At 52.6% G+C, this 17,565-nt stretch carries 17 protein-coding genes; 10 read left to right on the forward strand and 7 right to left on the reverse strand.

Annotation, left to right across the window (positions count from 1 at the left end):
• Positions 1–1,302: a xylose isomerase gene (gene xylA, locus KO497_RS00825; protein WP_215942076.1), complete on the forward strand. Its 1,302-nt coding sequence runs from the start codon at positions 1–3 to the stop codon at positions 1,300–1,302.
• Between the two features lie 233 nt (positions 1,303–1,535).
• Here xylA and KO497_RS00830 read toward each other — a convergent pair whose 3' ends face one another.
• The 3 genes from KO497_RS00830 to KO497_RS00840 form a co-directional block, all read right to left on the reverse strand.
• On the reverse strand, positions 1,536–2,573 hold the full coding sequence (locus KO497_RS00830; protein WP_215942077.1) for a transporter substrate-binding domain-containing protein: 1,038 nt from the start codon (positions 2,571–2,573) through the stop codon (positions 1,536–1,538).
• An 11-nt stretch (positions 2,574–2,584) separates the two neighbouring features.
• The gene (locus tag KO497_RS00835) at positions 2,585–3,667 is read right to left on the reverse strand and encodes a transporter substrate-binding domain-containing protein (RefSeq protein ID WP_215942078.1); all 1,083 of its coding nucleotides are present in this window, start codon (positions 3,665–3,667) and stop codon (positions 2,585–2,587) included.
• A gap of 150 nt (positions 3,668–3,817) precedes the next feature.
• The gene (locus tag KO497_RS00840; RefSeq protein WP_215942079.1) at positions 3,818–4,618 is read right to left on the reverse strand and encodes a hypothetical protein; all 801 of its coding nucleotides are present in this window, start codon (positions 4,616–4,618) and stop codon (positions 3,818–3,820) included.
• A 589-nt stretch (positions 4,619–5,207) separates the two neighbouring features.
• On the opposite strand from KO497_RS00840, the gene KO497_RS00845 reads away from it, so the two are divergent.
• The 6 genes from KO497_RS00845 to ptsP all read left to right on the forward strand — a co-directional run bounded on the left by KO497_RS00845 (position 5,208) and on the right by ptsP (position 12,009).
• Positions 5,208–6,509, forward strand: a complete 1,302-nt coding sequence (locus KO497_RS00845) for a 3-deoxy-D-manno-octulosonic acid transferase (RefSeq protein ID WP_215942080.1) — start codon at positions 5,208–5,210, stop codon at positions 6,507–6,509.
• Positions 6,510–6,632: 123 nt separating this feature from the next.
• Positions 6,633–7,112 (forward strand): NUDIX hydrolase, encoded by a 480-nt coding sequence (locus tag KO497_RS00850; protein ID WP_215942081.1) that lies wholly within the window; start codon positions 6,633–6,635, stop codon positions 7,110–7,112.
• A 110-nt stretch (positions 7,113–7,222) separates the two neighbouring features.
• The gene (locus KO497_RS00855) at positions 7,223–7,717 is read left to right on the forward strand and encodes a DUF1178 family protein (RefSeq protein ID WP_215942082.1); all 495 of its coding nucleotides are present in this window, start codon (positions 7,223–7,225) and stop codon (positions 7,715–7,717) included.
• A gap of 147 nt (positions 7,718–7,864) precedes the next feature.
• Positions 7,865–9,100 (forward strand): aspartate kinase, encoded by a 1,236-nt coding sequence (locus KO497_RS00860; RefSeq protein WP_215942083.1) that lies wholly within the window; start codon positions 7,865–7,867, stop codon positions 9,098–9,100.
• Positions 9,101–9,178: 78 nt separating this feature from the next.
• Positions 9,179–9,388 (forward strand): DUF6500 family protein, encoded by a 210-nt coding sequence (locus tag KO497_RS00865; RefSeq protein WP_215942084.1) that lies wholly within the window; start codon positions 9,179–9,181, stop codon positions 9,386–9,388.
• 368 nt (positions 9,389–9,756) lie between these two features.
• Entirely contained in the window at positions 9,757–12,009 is a 2,253-nt protein-coding gene (gene ptsP, locus KO497_RS00870; RefSeq protein WP_215942085.1) for a phosphoenolpyruvate--protein phosphotransferase, read from the forward strand.
• 14 nt (positions 12,010–12,023) lie between these two features.
• Here ptsP and KO497_RS00875 read toward each other — a convergent pair whose 3' ends face one another.
• Together KO497_RS00875 and KO497_RS00880 are read right to left on the reverse strand one after the other, a co-directional pair.
• Complete coding sequence (locus KO497_RS00875) at positions 12,024–12,809, reverse strand: EcsC family protein (RefSeq protein ID WP_215942086.1); 786 nt, start codon at positions 12,807–12,809, stop codon at positions 12,024–12,026.
• Between the two features lie 51 nt (positions 12,810–12,860).
• Positions 12,861–13,352, reverse strand: coding sequence for a GNAT family N-acetyltransferase (locus KO497_RS00880; protein ID WP_215942087.1), 492 nt, complete (start codon positions 13,350–13,352; stop codon positions 12,861–12,863).
• 148 nt (positions 13,353–13,500) lie between these two features.
• Here KO497_RS00880 and KO497_RS00885 point away from each other — a divergent pair, with 148 nt between their 5' ends.
• Entirely contained in the window at positions 13,501–14,085 is a 585-nt protein-coding gene (locus tag KO497_RS00885) for a flavin reductase family protein (protein ID WP_215942088.1), read from the forward strand.
• Between the two features lie 10 nt (positions 14,086–14,095).
• Here KO497_RS00885 and KO497_RS00890 read toward each other — a convergent pair whose 3' ends face one another.
• On the reverse strand, positions 14,096–14,788 hold the full coding sequence (locus tag KO497_RS00890) for a GntR family transcriptional regulator (protein ID WP_215942089.1): 693 nt from the start codon (positions 14,786–14,788) through the stop codon (positions 14,096–14,098).
• 545 nt (positions 14,789–15,333) lie between these two features.
• On the opposite strand from KO497_RS00890, the gene KO497_RS00895 reads away from it, so the two are divergent.
• Positions 15,334–16,077, forward strand: coding sequence for an SDR family NAD(P)-dependent oxidoreductase (locus tag KO497_RS00895; RefSeq protein ID WP_215942090.1), 744 nt, complete (start codon positions 15,334–15,336; stop codon positions 16,075–16,077).
• 24 nt (positions 16,078–16,101) lie between these two features.
• Positions 16,102–16,413 (forward strand): cupin domain-containing protein, encoded by a 312-nt coding sequence (locus tag KO497_RS00900; protein ID WP_215942091.1) that lies wholly within the window; start codon positions 16,102–16,104, stop codon positions 16,411–16,413.
• A gap of 99 nt (positions 16,414–16,512) precedes the next feature.
• Here the strand turns inward: KO497_RS00900 and KO497_RS00905 are convergent, their stop codons facing one another.
• Positions 16,513–17,250, reverse strand: a complete 738-nt coding sequence (locus tag KO497_RS00905) for a ribonuclease activity regulator RraA (RefSeq protein ID WP_215942092.1) — start codon at positions 17,248–17,250, stop codon at positions 16,513–16,515.
• Positions 17,251–17,565 lie beyond the last annotated feature (315 nt).

Here is a 17,565-nt window from a genome sequence, read left to right on the forward strand (position 1 = left end):
ATGACCGACTTTTTCAAAAACATCCCCGCAATCAAATACGAGGGCCCAGACAGCGACAACGATTTTGCGTTCCGTCATTACAACCCTGATGAAATGATCATGGGCAAGCCGATGAAGGATCACCTGCGCTTTGCGGCAGCCTATTGGCATTCTTTTGCTTGGGAGGGTGGCGATCCCTTTGGCGGACAAACCTTTGATCGTCCTTGGTTTGGCAACACCATCGAACACGCGAAACTCAAAGCAGATGTGGCGTTCGAGATGTTCTCGATCTTGGATGTGCCTTACTTTTGCTTTCATGACGTTGACGTGCGTCCAGAGGGCAAAACCTTTGCAGAGAACACCAAAAACCTAGAGACCATCGTCGATTACTTCGGCGAAAAGATGGACGAGACCGGCGTGAAGCTTTTGTGGGGCACCGCGAACCTGTTTTCGCATGTCCGCTTCATGTCTGGGGCTGCGACAAACCCTGATCCTGACGTTTTTGCCTTTTCTGCGGCGACCATCAAAACCTGTATGGACGCCACGATGAAACTCGGCGGTGAAAACTATGTCCTTTGGGGCGGACGCGAAGGGTATGAGACGCTGCTCAACACCGACATGGGGCGCGAACGCGCACAAGCGGGTCGCATGTTGCAGATGGTGGTCGATTACAAATACAAGATGGGCTTCAAAGGCGCGATTCTGATCGAGCCCAAGCCACAAGAGCCAACCAAACATCAATATGATTACGATGTTGCGACGGTTTATGGCTTTCTCAAAGACTTCGGTCTAGAGGGCGAAGTTCAGGTCAATATCGAACAAGGCCACGCGATCCTTGCAGGACATTCGTTCGAACATGAATTGGCGATGGCGCGCGAGTTGGGCATCTTTGGCTCCATAGACATGAACCGCAATGATTATCAATCGGGCTGGGATACAGACCAGTTCCCCAACAATGTGCCTGAAATGGCATTGGCCTATTACGAGGTTTTGCGCGCAGGTGGCTTTAAAACCGGTGGCACAAACTTTGACGCGAAATTGCGGCGTCAGTCCTTGGATGCAGAAGACCTGATCCTCGCCCATGTCGGCGGCATGGATGCCTGTGCATCCGGTCTCAAAGCAGCAGCCGCGATGTTAGAGGATGGCAAATTGGAAGCGGCGCGCGATGCACGCTATGCGGGCTGGACCACGGTTGACGGGGCGAACCTGTTGCAAAGTGATTTATCCACTATTTACGATCAAGTCCTTGCCAACAACACGGATCCAAAACCACAGTCTGGCCGTCAAGAACGCCTTGAAAACTTGGTCAACAGATACCTGTAACGTACAACAGTGAACCACTGGCTTTGCCGCGAACACAATCGCGGCAAAGCACTCAAAATGCGACTTATGTCTAGATTTTCAAGGCAGCCAACACCGCCGCACTTATGTGTCGCCCGCCTTTTGGTTCCCCAAACAGTTCTCAAACCAATAGTGCAAAGATGCGCAGTCTTTCATCATAAAAAAGGGCCGTGAACAATGCTCGCGGCCCTTTTTAATCATTTACGATCATAGCTTTACTGAAGTTGTGCCCAGAACGCTTCGAGGTGACGCCCAACGATTTCGTGGTAACGCCCATCCGCTTTGAGTGCGCGCAGGCCTTCGTTTACGCGGTACAAATGTGCTGTGGCGCGCCAATGTGTTTTGGATACCACAACATGCAAGCCCCCCTCAGATATTGGCCGCTCAAGCGGCAAAATAATATCCCGCAGGCCCATTTCCACGATCAGGTTTGCCCCCAAAAACAGATTAACGGAGGCCGCGTCAGCTTCACCGTCCATAACCTTTTGCATACAAGCGTTCGCGTCTGCAGCACGTACAATCGTCACAACGCCGTTATTGAGCCAGTCACGACCTTCGCGTTCCAAGTCATAAGTAAAGTAGCCGTCGGGGCGACAAATGCTTTTGCCTGCAAGGTCTTCATCGGTGTTGAATTCAAAGGCATTGTCGTTTTTGACAAACAACATAATCGGCACAGTGATCAAAGAGTCAGAGTACAGAAAATTCTGACAGCGAAATTCTTCTGGCTTTGCGTCACAATTGCCATGGCCCCAAGGGAATCCCATGTCGAAGTCTTTTTCCTTTAACAAAGGATCAAGATGTTGGCTCCAGTCATCATTCCACGTGACGGAATAGGTCACAGGGGATGGCGCCAATTCCATGGCCGCGTTAACGATTTCTGTGACCATCCCACCACCAGGCAGATCTCTGTCGGTGAAAGGCGCATAATTGGACCCTGTCAGGAACTTAAGATCGGCATTATCATCCAACAAAGGGGTTGGATCGGCTGCGGTTTGATCCGCTGTACATGGAATATAGATCTGAGAGCCCGGCACCAAGGTCGTGCCGTTCAATTTGCCTTGGTTCGCATAATAGATCAGCGTCCAAGCCTGTGCACTGCCATATTCGCGCTCTGCCACCTGAAACAGGGTATCACTATCAGTCACAGTGTAATTGACGTTACACGCAGCATTGGCAGCACCTGCCCCCCAAAGGGCAAACACGCTGGCAGCCGCGTAGATAGGCAGAGACTTGAGTAATTGACGTTTTGTCATCTGCTATCCCCTTAGAAGTTGGCCCAAATGAGCGACATGTGATCTTCAACGATTTTCTGGTAAGACCCGTCTTCGCGAATGCCTGCAAGGCCTGCATTGATGACATCAAGCATCTCTTGCGCCTGTGGATGCGATTGGTGCACCAAAACATAGAGCGCTTGCAAAGACATCGGGTGGTTCATCACGTTGACTTGATCTTTAATGTCCATGGTCTTCATCACTTCACGACCTTGGAATTCGTTGCCGCCAACAAAATCAACATCGCCCGCCAACATCATCGCGAAACAGTCTTGGATGGTGGGGGCGCGTTTCAATTCGACCTTGCCGTCTTTCAACCAGTTGCGTCCGTTTTCATCCATGTCCCATGCAAGTGTGTTGTCTTGACGACAGATAGAATGACCGATGATGTCGTCGTCCGTGTTGAATTGCAGCCCGCTGGCCTTGCTCGCAAAGACCAATTCGAGCATCTCGAACATCGGATCTGAGAATAAAAAGCTGGTGCAACGGTAGTTTTCAGGGTCGCGGTCACAGTTTGGCTTGTACCAAGGAAAGCCCATATCCAACAAAGCATTGGACAACATCGGATCGAAATGTGAGCCCCAGTCGGTGATAAAGTGGATCGCATGGCCTTGCTCAGGGGCGGCTTTGGTCATCGCTGCGTCGACGATATCCGTGATCAAACCACCGTTATGCGAGTTTTGGTCGGAATAGGGTTCGCGACCATTGCCGGTCAAAATATTAATTTTTGTGCGTACAGAAGCATCACCACGGGGCACAACCACGGCTTGTGTCGTGATAGGCTCTGCATCGGCAACCACTTCACGGCCACCGGGCAAGCCCGTCGGCAGCCCATCAATACATGGCATATCAAGACGCATACCAACACCCAGATTGCTTGGGCGCGGGCCGATGCTAGAAATGTTCTGGCTGTGAATCAACGTCCAACGCCCAACGTCTTTATAGTGCTCATCCGCGATCAACGACAGGCTATCACCACGTTGAACCACATAAACACCACCGCATGTTTCAGCCATAGCCGGCGCCGCAGCAAATCCTAATAGCCCCGTTGCAAGCGCAGCAATCGTCTTTTTCATCGTATTTGTCCTATTCATAGCACTGCAACAGACAGCCTTTGGTCTGCGCAGCAAAAAAGCTGTGCATCAAAAACTCTGCCTCAAAATGACACAAAGCTTAGACACGTGATGTTATGGGAAAAACGCAGCCCTCCCCGGCTGCGCTTTGATTTATTGACCGACGAAAGTGGTCATAATGGCATTCGTGTTCACACGGCCAGAACTTAGCAAAAATGGCTCAGGAACTTTGATGGTCCCGTTTTCATACGCCATGTTGAGCATGTGATCGATCTCAGGCTGGCTCAGATCTTTCGCAGTTGCATCCAAAACCATGCTGAACAAGGTCGCCGCTGCCAATTTGGCTTCACCGACCGTATCCGCAGGTGTCGCCGCAGTCGAAGATGTGCGCAATGCTGCGATGGTGCCTGCTGTCATTTGCGCCACAAAATCGTTTTCATCTACAGTATTAGCTGGTGTCGTCGGTTCTACGACTTGTGCAGCCATTGCCACAGACGCCTCAGCCTCGGCACCGTTTGAAGCGCTCACAGTGGCGGCACCTTCCTCGCGCCCCAAACCGCCAGACCAGATGGTCAAACCAGCGATCACAACAACCAATCCTGCGGCAATGCCGATCAGAAATTTATAAGATGGGCCGCTTGCCTCGGCCTGTAGAGCTTTGAGCGGAGCGTCTTGTGTGGTTTTTTGTGAGGTTTGAGATGTGTCCACCGGTTCAGAACCAGATGTCAATTCAACACCAAAATCATTCAACGCCTTGCCGCCCAATTTTAGATCGACGACATTTTCATCCATTGGTCCAACAGATGTCGGCTGCAGCTGTTCCGTTCCCGCGGACGCGATGCTCTCGTGAACTTTAATGTTCGCTTGCGTTTCTACTTTTTCAATTTTCAACGCGCTGCTGGCAGACCGCGCACCGTTAAATTCTTTGACTCTAACGTCTTTTGAGACACTCATGAACGCACCCCCCATGGCACTTTACGCTAGGGAAACGACAGAGAATCCCCGCGAAGGGTTAGATCAAAACGATGTGATCTTGTCAATATGATGTGGATGGAGGTCAATTACCCACAACATATAGCTCAGACCATCACCTCTATGCTGAACGCTGCGCTCAAAGATCTTCGAATCGGGGGAATTTCAACCTAAAGCGTAATACCCTGTTCAGGCCAATTTGAACAGCATCACAGGCGCGCCCTGCATCATCGATAGCGGAAGTAGGCGCCTAGTCACCCAGGCTTTTGCTTAAAAAACACAGGTATCGCACACAAAATTCACCCCTATTTTGCTGCAATCATTATGCAGCAACCCAAGCAAAAGGCCGACACCCCATCCTAGCTGTCCGCTTTGGTGGAAAAAACAAACATGGAAATAAAGACAGAACGTCTATCGTGAACCGCGCGGGCAATAGCCACAGTATGGTGTGTGTGTCGCCGTAAAACAGCGATGCGAAAATCAGCAGCCTCTTGCCAAACGCGTCTTGTCCCGCGTAGAGCAATAGCACCTTATCTATGCGGACTGAATTGTGTTTTTATACAGGCTACTTTTGACTCTTCTGACACCCTTGGCTGCGCTCATTGCGTTACGCCAAGTGCTGCGCGGTAAAGAAAGCCTGTCGGACATCAAAGAGCGATTTGGCGCGGGGCTGGCATCTGCGCCAATGTTGCCGGGGTCTACCCTTTGGTTTCACGGGGCATCAAACGGCGAATTGACCGCAGGACGCGCCTTGATCGAAGACGCCCTTGCACGCGACGGATTGCGGCATATCATTGTCACTGTCAACAACGTCACCGCGCGCCAACTGGTGCAAAACTGGGGGCTTGATCGCGTCAAGGTACGCCTCGCCCCACTGGATTTCAAACGCACGGTGCATCATTTTATCGCCTGCACACAGCCCGATGCCTTGATCACAATTGAAAACGAAATTTGGCCCAATCGTTTCACCCATTGCGCCGCACACGACATTCCGGTGATCGTTGTTGGCGCGCGTATGTCACAAAAAACCCTAGAGGGTTGGCAAAAATACGCGCCTGTATTGCGCAATATGACACGCCTGACTCTGGGCGCCATTACCGCGCTTGCCCCGCAAGACACGGACTCGCAAGACCGTCTCATCGCGTTGGGTTTGGACGCAGAGCGCGTGTTGCCCCTGTTCAATCTCAAAAGCGGTGTTGATGTGACGGTCACATTGCCCGACGATGCCGCGCAATTGCGGACTTCGTTTCACAAAGATAAAACGGTTCTGGCGGCTTCGACCCATGACGGCGAAGATGAAATTATCCTTGAAAGTTTTGCGCATTTACGGAAATCGCATCCCGATCTTCGGCTGATATTGGCCCCACGCCACCCCGCACGTGCAGACAAAATTCAAGCGCTTGCCTTGACCTTTGGGTTGGATGTTTCTCGACGCAGTGCCCATGAGGCCCCAGATGACGCATCCGTCTATTTAGCTGACACCTTGGGCGAAATGGCCCTATGGTACGCGCTGGCAGGCATCACATTCGTGGGCGGGTCTTTGGTGGACAACGGCGGGCACACCCCGTTTGAACCCGTCCAATTTGGCTCGGTTGTGGTTCATGGGCCATTTGTGTCCAATCATGCACAGGCGTTTGAAGCATTGGCGCAGGCCGGTGGCGCGCTTAAAGTGAAAAACGCGGCAGATCTTGAAGCCACTTTGGACGCGCTTCTTGTGGCACCGAATGAGGCGGCACAATTGGCACAATCTGGCACCCAAGCTCTGGCAAAACTACGCACATCTGTCACAGCAACAGCCGCATTTTGGAGCGCTGTAGACGATGCCATTCAGCTGCGCAAAGAGACAACATCTCGGATGAGATCCCGCCTCTAAGACTATGGATCAAGCGGGCAAAATGTCTAAATACAGTGCAAAAGCACGAAAGTCGTTTTATAATGTCTTTCTATTTGCTAAGTTTTTGAAAAGACGTCGCGACACAAAACCGGAGCATTTGAGGTGAACGCAGTTCGAACCAAACAACGCCCTGTGCGCCTGCTTGGCGCAACAAAAACGGGTGTCAGAACCCAATTTGGCGCGTTGTGTTGGCGAGTGCGCAAAGATCGCGTCGAAGTCTTGCTGGTTCAAACACGACGCCGCAAACGATGGATCATTCCCAAAGGCTGGCCAATGGAAGGTCAAACGCCCGCCAAAGCCGCCGCGACTGAAGCCTATGAGGAAGCTGGTGTTTTGGGCAAGGTGGCCCCGATTTGTATCGGATTGTACAGCTATACTAAATACCCGCGCGCAGGTACTGCGCCTCTGCCTTGCATGGTGGCGGTTTTCCCTATGAAGGCCAGTAAAATACTGAAAGACTACCCCGAAAAAGGCCAACGCAAGCGCAAATGGGTGTCGACAAAAAAGGCCGCCGAAATGGCAGGCGAGCCAGAGCTGGCGCAAATCTTGCGTCACTTCGATCCGAGACTGATGCGCCTTTAAACGGCGACTTACCCCCTTGGAAAGACCATCAAAGGACTAATCGTTTACATTGCGCGCAAGCGCGCGCTATTCTGATGCAACGCATAAAACTCCAACAACAGTAGACAAATATGATCCGATACACGCTCAAATGCAGCGAAGATCACAGTTTTGAAAGTTGGTTCGCTTCTGCCACGGCCTTTGAAACGTTGCAGGCCGCGGGCCAATTGTCCTGTCCGCATTGTGGCTCTGATCACGTCACAAAATCACTGATGACGCCGCGCGTCAGTACGGCCCGCAAAAGTACAGCCTCAGCCAAGGGTGACGAGACGCAAGCATCCACAACGCAAGCTGCCCCCCAGCGTCACAAAGACACGCACATGACGTCAGAGCAATCGACCGCCCATGACACCGAAGCAACTTTGGCTGCGATGCGCGATCATATCGAGAAAAACGCGGATTACGTTGGCACAGACTTTACCGCGCAAGCACGCGCGATGAACGACGGCGATGCTCCTGCGCGCGCAATCTATGGTGAGGCCAAAATTGAGGACGCCAAATCGATGATCGAAGACGGTGTGCCCATTGTACCCCTGCCCTTTTTGCCCAAACGTAAGCTGAACTGAACAGGTTACGGGTTAAACATCGCACGCCACAGCATTTGCGCGCGTAATTGCGGCTCAAAAGACAAAGACACGCAGGCCTCTCTTGCACTTTGCCCAAATGCACCCTAGGACAGCTTGATCATTCTAGACGGGGGAGAAGGGCCAAAAATGCCAGTTCTCGTAATGAAATTCGGCGGCACATCTGTCGCCACGCTCGACCGCATCAAACGTGCGGCCAAACGTGTCAGCCGCGAAGTTGCCAATGGCAACGACGTGATTGTAGTTGTGTCCGCCATGTCTGGCGAAACCAATAAACTTGTTGGCTATGTCAATGAAACCTCTCCGATGTTCGATGCACGTGAATATGACGCCATTGTATCGTCAGGTGAAAACGTGACGGCGGGGTTGATGGCACTGACGTTGCAAGAAATGGATATCCCTGCGCGCAGTTGGCAAGGGTGGCAAGTGCCACTTAAGACCACATCCGCGCATGGGGCGGCTCGGATCGAAGACATCCCGACTGACAACATCAACGAAAAATTTGGCGAAGGCATGAAAGTTGCTGTCGTGGCCGGTTTCCAAGGCATCTCGAACGAGGGGCGCATCACCACGCTGGGGCGCGGCGGATCCGACACCACGGCTGTGGCATTTGCCGCTGCTTTCGATGCGATCCGGTGTGACATCTACACTGATGTGGACGGCGTCTACACCACCGATCCGCGCATCACCAATAAAGCGCGTAAGATGGAAAAGGTATCCTTTGAGGAAATGTTGGAACTGGCGTCGCTTGGTGCGAAGGTTCTGCAAACCCGCTCTGTTGAATTGGCCATGCGCTTTAAGGTTAAGCTGCGTGTGCTATCGTCTTTTGAAGAATATGACCCCAATGCTGGCACGCTGATCTGTGCTGAGGAGGATATCGTGGAAAACAATGTAGTCTCCGGCGTTGCCGCAAGCCGTGAAGAAGCCAAAATGACCCTCGTGTCTGTGGCGGATCGCCCAGGCATTGCTGCGGCCATCTTTGGTCCACTGGCCGAGGCAGGCGTGAATGTCGACATGATCATTCAAAACATCTCGGAAGAAGGTCGCACCGACATGACCTTTTCTTGCCCCGTCGATCAAGTCGCCCGTGCTGAGGCCGCTATGGCCGCCACAAAAGACCGCGGCGATGTGAATTATGAAGCCTTGGTGTCAGACACCAATGTTGCCAAAATTTCATTGGTCGGCATCGGCATGCGGTCGCAATCAGGCGTAGCCGCTAAGATGTTCAAAACGCTGTCAGATGAAGGCATCAACATCAAAGTCATCGCCACATCCGAGATCAAGGTCTCTGTACTGGTGGATCGCAAGTATACGGAATTGGCTGTGCAAGCGCTGCACGACGCCTTTGAGCTTGAAAAAGCCTAACTGGTATCCGACAATATCAATGATCAGCCTCCGCCCAGACCTCTGAGCGGAGGCTTTTATTTGAAAAAGGTATTCCCCATGCGCGACAGCTTACGTCAAAAAATCATCGCGGTCTGCGAGGCTAAGATCGCCGCAAAGGGCGACAACGTGGGTCTTTCTTTTTATGCGTTTTTCAAAAACAAAAACGATGACCCTGCCCTGCTTATGGAAGCCGCCAGATGGTGGATCGAAACCCACGAGTTGGATCATTTCGAGAAAGCGACAAAGATTCGCGACATGCTGCGTTGATGTAAAACAGCTGAACGACACAAAGACACAACAGGGCTGCGCGCTGTGATCGATTGTACCGTGAAGGCCGCGTGGCAATGGACCTAAGCCTGCCCAAACACACTTTAATTTCGTATTTTCGTTGGGCGCGTCAGCGTCAAGTCAACTCAAAATAAGTATTATTTTGTTGGAAGCGCTCGTCCAGAATCGACAATGCACACGCAGAAAGACCATGCAGGTGCAGCGTAAGTTTCGGAAAATATATGCTTATTTTTTAATATCTCTAAAAACGCCACCTCTTGTCCTTGATTTTCTATGGGCAAGGGGGCCATCTATGCTCTAGTAAAAAGAGAGCCGACAACAGGCCAACTGGGAACGAGCAATATATAATGTCGCAAAGTCTTGAGAGTGAAAGCCGAAAGCTGCTTGGTCGTCTAAGGGACACCTTGGCCGAAGATGGCGCAGGTCAAGAGCGTCTTAACCGCATCACCCATTTGATCGCGGATTCGATGCACACCGAAGTGTGTTCGATCTATCTGTTTCGCGACAGTGAAACCTTGGAGCTTTGCGCCACCGAAGGCCTAAAAGCCGAAGCGGTTCACCAAACGCGTATGCGCATCGGCGAAGGTTTGGTGGGCAGAGTTGCCAAATCCAAGCGCATCGTCAACACGGCTGACGCCCCTTCGTCCAAAGGCTTTCGCTACATGCCTGAAACCGGCGAAGAGATTTACTCGTCGTTTCTAGGACTGCCCATTCAACGCCTTGGCGACACCCTTGGCGTTTTGGTTGTCCAATCTAAAGAGGCGCGCCAGTTTTCAGATGACGAGCTTTACGCGCTTGAAGTTGTGGCAATGGTTCTGGCGGAAATGACCGAACTTGGTGCCTTTGTCGGCGAAGAATCCGCGCTTGGTGCGCTGCACCAAAATCCTGTGATGTTTCGCGGAGCAACCGGCCAAGAAGGCGTCGCAGAGGGCCACGTCTATCTGCATGAACCGCGCGTGGTTGTCACCAATCCTGTGGCTGACGATCCAGACGTCGAATTGGAACGGTTGCGAGACGCGGTGAACACTCTGCGCATTTCCGTCGATGAAATGCTGTCTGGCGTCGACACCAAAGAAAAAGATCAGCGCGAGGTACTAGAAGCCTACCGCATGTTTGCCAATTCCAGCAGCTGGTTGCGCCGCATGGAAACGGACATCAGCCGCGGTCTTTCTGCGGAAGCCGCCGTTGAAAAAGAACAATCCTTGGCGCGCACCCGTTTGTCCAATGTGCCTGACGCCTATTTGCGCGAGCGATTGCATGATCTTGATGATCTGTCCAACCGCATGTTGCGCATTTTGACAGGGCAAGGATCGGACACTGGCGCCGAAATGCCCGACGACCCTATTTTGATCGCCCGCAACATCGGCCCTGGCGAGCTGTTGGAATATGGCAAATCCTTGCGCGGAATTGTTTTGGAACAAGGCTCGGTCGGGTCTCACGCAGCGATCGTTGCGCGTGCTTTGGCCATTCCTTTGGTCATTCATGCCGCGAAAATCACCACAAAGGCGCTCAATGGCGATGCAATTTTGGTCGATGGTGATCAGGGCGTGGTGCATTTGCGACCCGAAGACAGCGTTGCTGCAGCCTTTCGCGACAAAATCGCCATGCAGACCGAAGCCAGCAAGGCCTACATCGATCTCGTTGATAAAAAAGCAACCACACCTTGCGGCAAAACCATTGCCCTGCACATGAACGCGGGTCTGATGGCTGATTTGCCATCGCTCGGCTCATCTGGGGCCGAGGGCGTGGGGCTGTTTCGCACAGAGCTGCAATTTTTGATCCGCAATTCCGTGCCCAAACGCGGCGAGCTTGCGACACTCTACAGTCATGTGATGGACGCCGCACGCGGCAAACGTGTGGCCTTTCGCACGCTCGATATCGGGTCAGATAAAGTCCTGCCCTATATGAAACCCCAAGACGAGCCGAATCCCGCAATGGGTTGGCGCGCTATCCGTGTTGGACTTGATAAACGTGGCGTGATGCGGATGCAGCTGCAGGCCCTGATCCGCGCCTGCGCTGGACGCCCGCTGACAATCATGTTCCCCTTTGTAGCACAATTCGAAGAATTCCGTGCTGCACGTGCGATGGTCGATGCCGAGCTTGCTAATGAGGAACGCTTGGGGCATGTGCTGCCCACATCCGTGGAAGTGGGCGCGATGTTGGAAACGCCCTCCTTAGCCTTTGCACCTAATCAATTCTTTATCGAAACGGATTTCATCTCAATCGGTGGTAACGACCTAAAACAGTTCTTCTTTGCGGCCGACCGCGAAAACGAACGGGTTCGGCGGCGCTATGACACGTTGAATGTGTCGTTTTTGAGCTTCATTCGTCAAATCGTGGATCGTTGCGATGCCCATGGCACGCCCGTGTCATTCTGTGGCGAAGACGCAGGGCGTCCACTTGAGGCAATCTGTTTTGCTGCAATGGGATTAAAATCCCTTTCCATGCGCCCTGCCTCAATCGGCCCAATCAAACACGTGTTGCGTCAAGTGAACTTGGATGCTGTGGCGCAATTGATTGACTCAGCGGCCACGCGTGGCGAACAGACAGTACGGACGGATGTGGCAGCCTATTTGGCCGACCAAGGCATCACGCCTTAGCCGCATCACTTGCCTTAGCCGTCTGACTTATCTGACATTTCAGCCCGCAGCATGTCTTTGAGTGCCTCGAAACTTTCGCCGGAATCCTCACTGAGGCGCAGCATTCCGAACGTCACATGCGCCATGTCTTGGTAATAGGCGGTATAGGCGTAATTGGTCGCAGCCCCAGCAACGGCACCCAATATAGGCACGGTTTGCGCCGCCAGTTTTTGCCCCAAGACAACAGACAGACGTGGTGCGACACGGGCGATGATGCCATTAAGTGTGGCCCCCGTCAGTGTGGTGCGTGTGGTCAAAAAACCGAGATCCGCACCGTCGTCATCTTCGAGTGGCCCAGCGGCGGCAAAGACAGAGATGCATGCCTTGCGCACGTCCTCGCGTTCGGGGTCAAACCCATGTTCTTTTGCCACGGCTTGGATCGCGTGCAACAAAATTGTTGTGGTCACGGGCAGTTCGGCCAAGGCAGTGGGCAACCCACCTGCCCCGCCCACAGCCCCAAGGCCAGACGACACCGCTTTCGACAACCAGCCGCCGCCCTCAAAACCGTTTTTACGGGATCGCGACGCGCCATCAAAGGCCAATTCGAGCGCCGACATGGTGACGGTTTCCAGCTGCGTGCGCACAGGCGCAGGCAGTTTACTGAACAAACCGTCTGCTGTGCCCCCCACCATATTGAGCACCTGCATCCCCGGATTATTGGCACGGCGCAATCGTGCGGCCAAAGCGCGGATGGCTTCGGGCGTGGGAGCCTGCAAAACTGCGGCCTCTCCATCATATAGACTGGGCGTTTTATGTTTCATGGAAACAATGTGGGGACTGGTTTCAACTTTGCCAAGTGCCAATTGGCCCCTTTAAATCACACGCTCGACCGACCCCGCCACGCCATCCCAAGCCCCCTCTGTCAAAGCCACGCCCAAAACCCGTTCGGGGTTTGTCGGCGGCGGCATACGCACGTCTTTGAGCAGCGTGAATCCGAAACGACGATAATAGGGTTCATCCCCCACCAACATCACCCGTTTCCAACCCAAAACGCGCGCGCGTTCCATGCTGTCTTGCATCAACAACCCGCCCAGACCCTCACCTTGACGTGTTGGATGCACGGCGATGGGGCCAAGCAGCAAAGCCACGACTTTTTGCGGGCCAATGTGAATGGGCCAATAGCGAATGGCCGCCGATACAATCCCAAGTTCATCGCGTGCGACAAGACATAGATCTGTAACTTTGAGGACACCATCACGCAACCGATACGAGGACAAAGCCTCGCGCCCAGGGGCAAAACATGTGTCATAAAGGCTTTCGACCTCCCACATGTCATCTGCATTTTCGACTTCGAGTTTGTACACCCCAGCCCCCTGTTCACATCTTTCACATCAAGCGACCCAATCTGTCGCGCGATATTTCGCTCGAAATTCTGCTATCACGGCACTAGGTAAGGGGCAACGCATCACGCGCTGCATTTCATGCGCCTTTTTTGGACAAAGAGACCCAACCATGTTTTATCGCCCCGAAGACGGCCACGGCCTGCCGCACAATCCTTTCAATGCCATCGTGTCACCGCGCCCAATTGGGTGGATTTCTTCGCGTTCGAAAGACGGCATCGATAATCTTGCCCCTTATTCATTTTTCAATGCTGTCGCCTATGTGCCGCCACAAGTGATGTTTTCAAGCTCGGGGCGTAAAGACAGCCTGAATAACATTGAGGCCACGGGGGAATTTGCTGTCAATTTGGTGGGTGCACCTATGGCCGACGCCATGAACCTGTCATCGCAAGCCGTTAGTGGTGATGTGGATGAGTTCGTACATGCCGGCCTCACTAAAACCGAATGCGATACGATTTCTTGCGCACGTGTTTTAGATGCACCGGCCACTTTGGAATGCAAAGTCACGCAGATCATTCGGCTTGAGGGCGCAGATAATCACGCCATTTTTGGCGAAGTCATTGGCGTGCGTATGCGAGATGATTGCATTGTTGACGGGCGTTTTGACGTGATCACTGCACAGCTTTTGTCGCGCTTAGGCTACCGAGATTACGCGCAGGTGACCGATTTGTTCGAACTGGTGCGGCCCGACAGTTAAGGAAAAACGGTTAACGCTCAAAGGGCTCGAAATAGTTAGCATTCGTGGACGAGATTTGTTTGATCGTTTCATCCAGCCGTGACAAATGCAGCATCCCTGCCTCAATCGCCTTGAGAGGGTCGTTTGCTTTTACGCCATCTGCAATTGCATGGTGGTCTGCAACAAGTTCTGGCATGCGATCCTCTTTGGACAGGCCAAGCATACACAAACGATCCACTTTGGACTTTTCCGCCATGATCACATCAAAGGCGAATTCCGCCCGCGCGATCCCACATAGCATTTCGTGAAAGGCATAATCCAACTTACCGAAACCATCGACATCGCGATCGGCAATGGCGCGTTCTTGGTCTTTCAATGCAGCATCCAGCTTGGCCCCACTGGCCGCATCACAGTGAAGTGCGGCGCGACGCAGCACTTCGGTTTCAACAGCGGCACGCACGAAACGGGATTTCACGATCTCGCGCATGGAAAAGCGCTTTACCTCGGTTGCGCGTTGCGGACGGATAAGCAAGAGATCAAGGTTAGACAGTCGACTGAAGGCATCCCGTACAGGTTGGCGTGACACACCAAAACGCGCCGCAATATCAGCTTCGGAAATTTTATCTCCTGGCCGCAACCTCAGCGTTAAAATCTCTTCTTGTATATAGTCAAAGATATTATCAACGCTTGTCCGTCTTACGCCGTCCTGTATCACTCGCGGCACAACGCCACCTCCCTATCCGTTCTTATCGTCTTCCTTCGAAACTCGGTTGTATTCGCCTTCGCGCCAAACTCCAAGAGGCTCGATTTCTGAGCTTTACGATTTACCGCAGATGGGTTTGCAGATTTGCGCAACCGATCTTTGATAAATTTTACTGGAACATTGCATTGATTACTAGTATCCCAGAACGGAGGGCGACGCAAGAGTCGCCCATTGCACGCGCAAAGCGCACAATTAGAATGCATGTGAGGCACATATGTTAGGTTTTAGACGTCCCAAGTACATAAAGGCTGCGAACACCCTTCAAGGTGCTCACCGCTTGGACGCCCGAAACACTCCCAATATCGCGCCCTTGTCTGCAAAGATCGGGGCTGAGATGTAGCTCAACATCAAATGGCTCGACCAAACATGCGATCAAGGCGGGACATCCCTACCGAAAACGCATTTTTGAGGGTTGAGCCTTACAGCACAAGAGTTGCTTTTGCACCTCACGATTCGACGGCTCTTAACTGCCGCATCTTATTTACAACGAAAAGGAAGCTAAACGAATGAAACTTCAGGGTAAAACAGCAATCGTCACCGGTGGCGGACGCGACATCGGCATGGCAGCGGCACTTAAATTGGCATCCGAGGGTGCGAATGTTGCGATCAACTATTTCGCAAGCAGCGAAAGTGCTGAAAAAACTGTTGCGACAATCATCGCAAACGGCGGCAAAGCTTTTGCATTGAAAGGCGATTTGACCAAAGCTGCAGATGTTGAGGCACTTGTTGCTAAAACCGTTGCAGACTTCGGCTCTGTGGACGTTTTGGTCAACAACGCTGGCGGCTTGATCGCACGTAAAACCATCGCCGAAATGCCGCTCGAGCACTGGCAGGCCGTAATGGACCTGAACTTGACCAGCACCTTCTTGATGACCAAAGCTTGCCTTGCGCACATGGACTCAGGCACAATCGTTAACCTTGCAAGCCAAGCTGCACGTGACGGTGGCGGCGGCGGTGCTGTTGCATACGCGACTTCTAAAGGCGCTATTATGACTATGACACGTGGTCTGGCCAAAGAATTGGGTCCAAAAATCCGCGTCAACGCTTTGTGCCCAGGCATGATCGACACAGATTTCCACAACATCCACACACCTGACGCAGGTCGTCGCGGCTATGAAGCAGCTGCGCCTGTGAAACGCCAAGGTACAATCGAAGATGTTGCCAACTTGGTTCTGTTCCTCGCATGTGACGACAGCTCGTTCATCACAGGGACAAACGTCGACATCAACGGCGGCATGCTGTTCAGCTAAATCAGAGATGAGGGATTGAGTGATATGTCACAGTATCCGGTTGTTACGACAGGCGAATGCGTCACACGACAAGTGCTATCCGATCACCCTCACCTAATGGTGGTCGCCTTCCGCTTTGCGGCGGAGGGCGCCACAGGCGCACTTCACAACCACCCTCATGTGCAGTCAACTTACGTTGAAAGCGGGCGTTTCACGTTCACATTGGGTGATGAACAACACGAAGTTGGCCCCGGCGACAGTTTTGTCGTGCCCTCTGGTCAGCTTCATGGCTGCGTTTGCTTAGAGCCCGGCACATTGATCGATAGCTTCACGCCACGTCGTGACGATTTCTTGTAAAGCCTGATCTTCGCACAAAATGTCATGCGACCACAAAAAAGGCGCACCCGAATCACTCGGGTGCGCCTTATTACAGTCTTATCGCACATAGATCGCTGATTAGCGCTTCGCTTTCCAAGCCTCAAACCGTGCCAAAGTATCGGGATCGGTCGGCGGGTACAGTCCAATGATCGAAACGCCGCGCTTCACTTCTTCAAGAACGAAATCCTCAAACAACTCCATTGGTGCGCCTTCCGCTGCGATTTCATTCGCGAGGTGACGCGGAATCACCATGATACCGTCGCCGTCGCCTAGAATAATATCGCCAGGATAGACCGCAGCGCCACCACAGCTGATAGGCACATCAATGTCGATGGCGTGGTGTTTGGTCAGATTCGTTGGCGCAGAGGCTTTGGCCGCAAAGACGGGCATGTCCAATTTGGCAGCCCCCGCTGCATCGCGAATCCCCCCGTCTGTCACAACACCTGCGCCGCCACGCCCCTCAAGACGCGTCAACAAGATGGAGCCAGCAGAGGCAGCCGTCGAATCTTGGCGACAATCCATGACCAAAACAGACCCCTCTGGGCAGGTTTCAATCGCAACACGTTGTGGGTGGTCTCTTTCACGAAAGGCCTCAATAGGATCAGTGTCTTCACGCGCCGCGATATAACGCAATGTGAATGCAGGACCAACCATGCGCTTTGTCTCTGCCTGAAGAGGCGCAACACCCTGAATAAAACAGGATTTAAACCCTTTTTTGTAGAGCAGCGTCGCCACAGTGGCCGTACTGACCCCTTTCAGAAGTTCAATGGTATCGCTGTTCAAAGGCAGCTCGGAAGCGGGTTTCGGGTTTGGCATATATATGTCCTCATGCGGGTCTATCATTGACTTGGCGACGGCATTGCGCGCCAATGCTTTTGTCGGCCAAGCACCTATGCCCTGCCGAGCAACAGACGATCGACCAGAAAGGAGTAGAGCCAAAAAACCAAATCTGCGCCGCATTCCAAACGGCACGTCAATTGAGTTCAGGTCACTGCTTATGAATTCTAGTATACTAGTAATGCACACCCCACGCTAGGGCTATTTTTTATGCATTCAACCTAGGATTCTGCGTAAAGTTTAAGCCGAACAAACCAAAGAGACGCATGGCGGCAAAATCGAAATCGTTAAGTA

The organism is Pacificibacter marinus (assembly GCF_018860665.1).
In the GTDB taxonomy this organism is placed as follows: domain Bacteria; phylum Pseudomonadota; class Alphaproteobacteria; order Rhodobacterales; family Rhodobacteraceae; genus Celeribacter; species Celeribacter marinus_A.

Coding starts and splice junctions, on each gene's coding strand:
- KO497_RS00875 (WP_215942086.1), bottom strand. CDS start 12,809: ATGAAACATAAAACGCCCAGTCTATATGATGGAGAGGCCGCAGTTTTG.
- KO497_RS00865 (WP_215942084.1), top strand. CDS start 9,179: ATGCGCGACAGCTTACGTCAAAAAATCATCGCGGTCTGCGAGGCTAAG.
- KO497_RS00900 (WP_215942091.1), top strand. CDS start 16,102: ATGTCACAGTATCCGGTTGTTACGACAGGCGAATGCGTCACACGACAA.
- KO497_RS00835 (WP_215942078.1), bottom strand. CDS start 3,667: ATGAAAAAGACGATTGCTGCGCTTGCAACGGGGCTATTAGGATTTGCT.
- ptsP (WP_215942085.1), top strand. CDS start 9,757: ATGTCGCAAAGTCTTGAGAGTGAAAGCCGAAAGCTGCTTGGTCGTCTA.
- KO497_RS00830 (WP_215942077.1), bottom strand. CDS start 2,573: ATGACAAAACGTCAATTACTCAAGTCTCTGCCTATCTACGCGGCTGCC.
- KO497_RS00905 (WP_215942092.1), bottom strand. CDS start 17,250: ATGCCAAACCCGAAACCCGCTTCCGAGCTGCCTTTGAACAGCGATACC.
- KO497_RS00895 (WP_215942090.1), top strand. CDS start 15,334: ATGAAACTTCAGGGTAAAACAGCAATCGTCACCGGTGGCGGACGCGAC.
- KO497_RS00885 (WP_215942088.1), top strand. CDS start 13,501: ATGTTTTATCGCCCCGAAGACGGCCACGGCCTGCCGCACAATCCTTTC.
- KO497_RS00855 (WP_215942082.1), top strand. CDS start 7,223: ATGATCCGATACACGCTCAAATGCAGCGAAGATCACAGTTTTGAAAGT.
- KO497_RS00860 (WP_215942083.1), top strand. CDS start 7,865: ATGCCAGTTCTCGTAATGAAATTCGGCGGCACATCTGTCGCCACGCTC.
- xylA (WP_215942076.1), top strand. CDS start 1: ATGACCGACTTTTTCAAAAACATCCCCGCAATCAAATACGAGGGCCCA.
- KO497_RS00840 (WP_215942079.1), bottom strand. CDS start 4,618: ATGAGTGTCTCAAAAGACGTTAGAGTCAAAGAATTTAACGGTGCGCGG.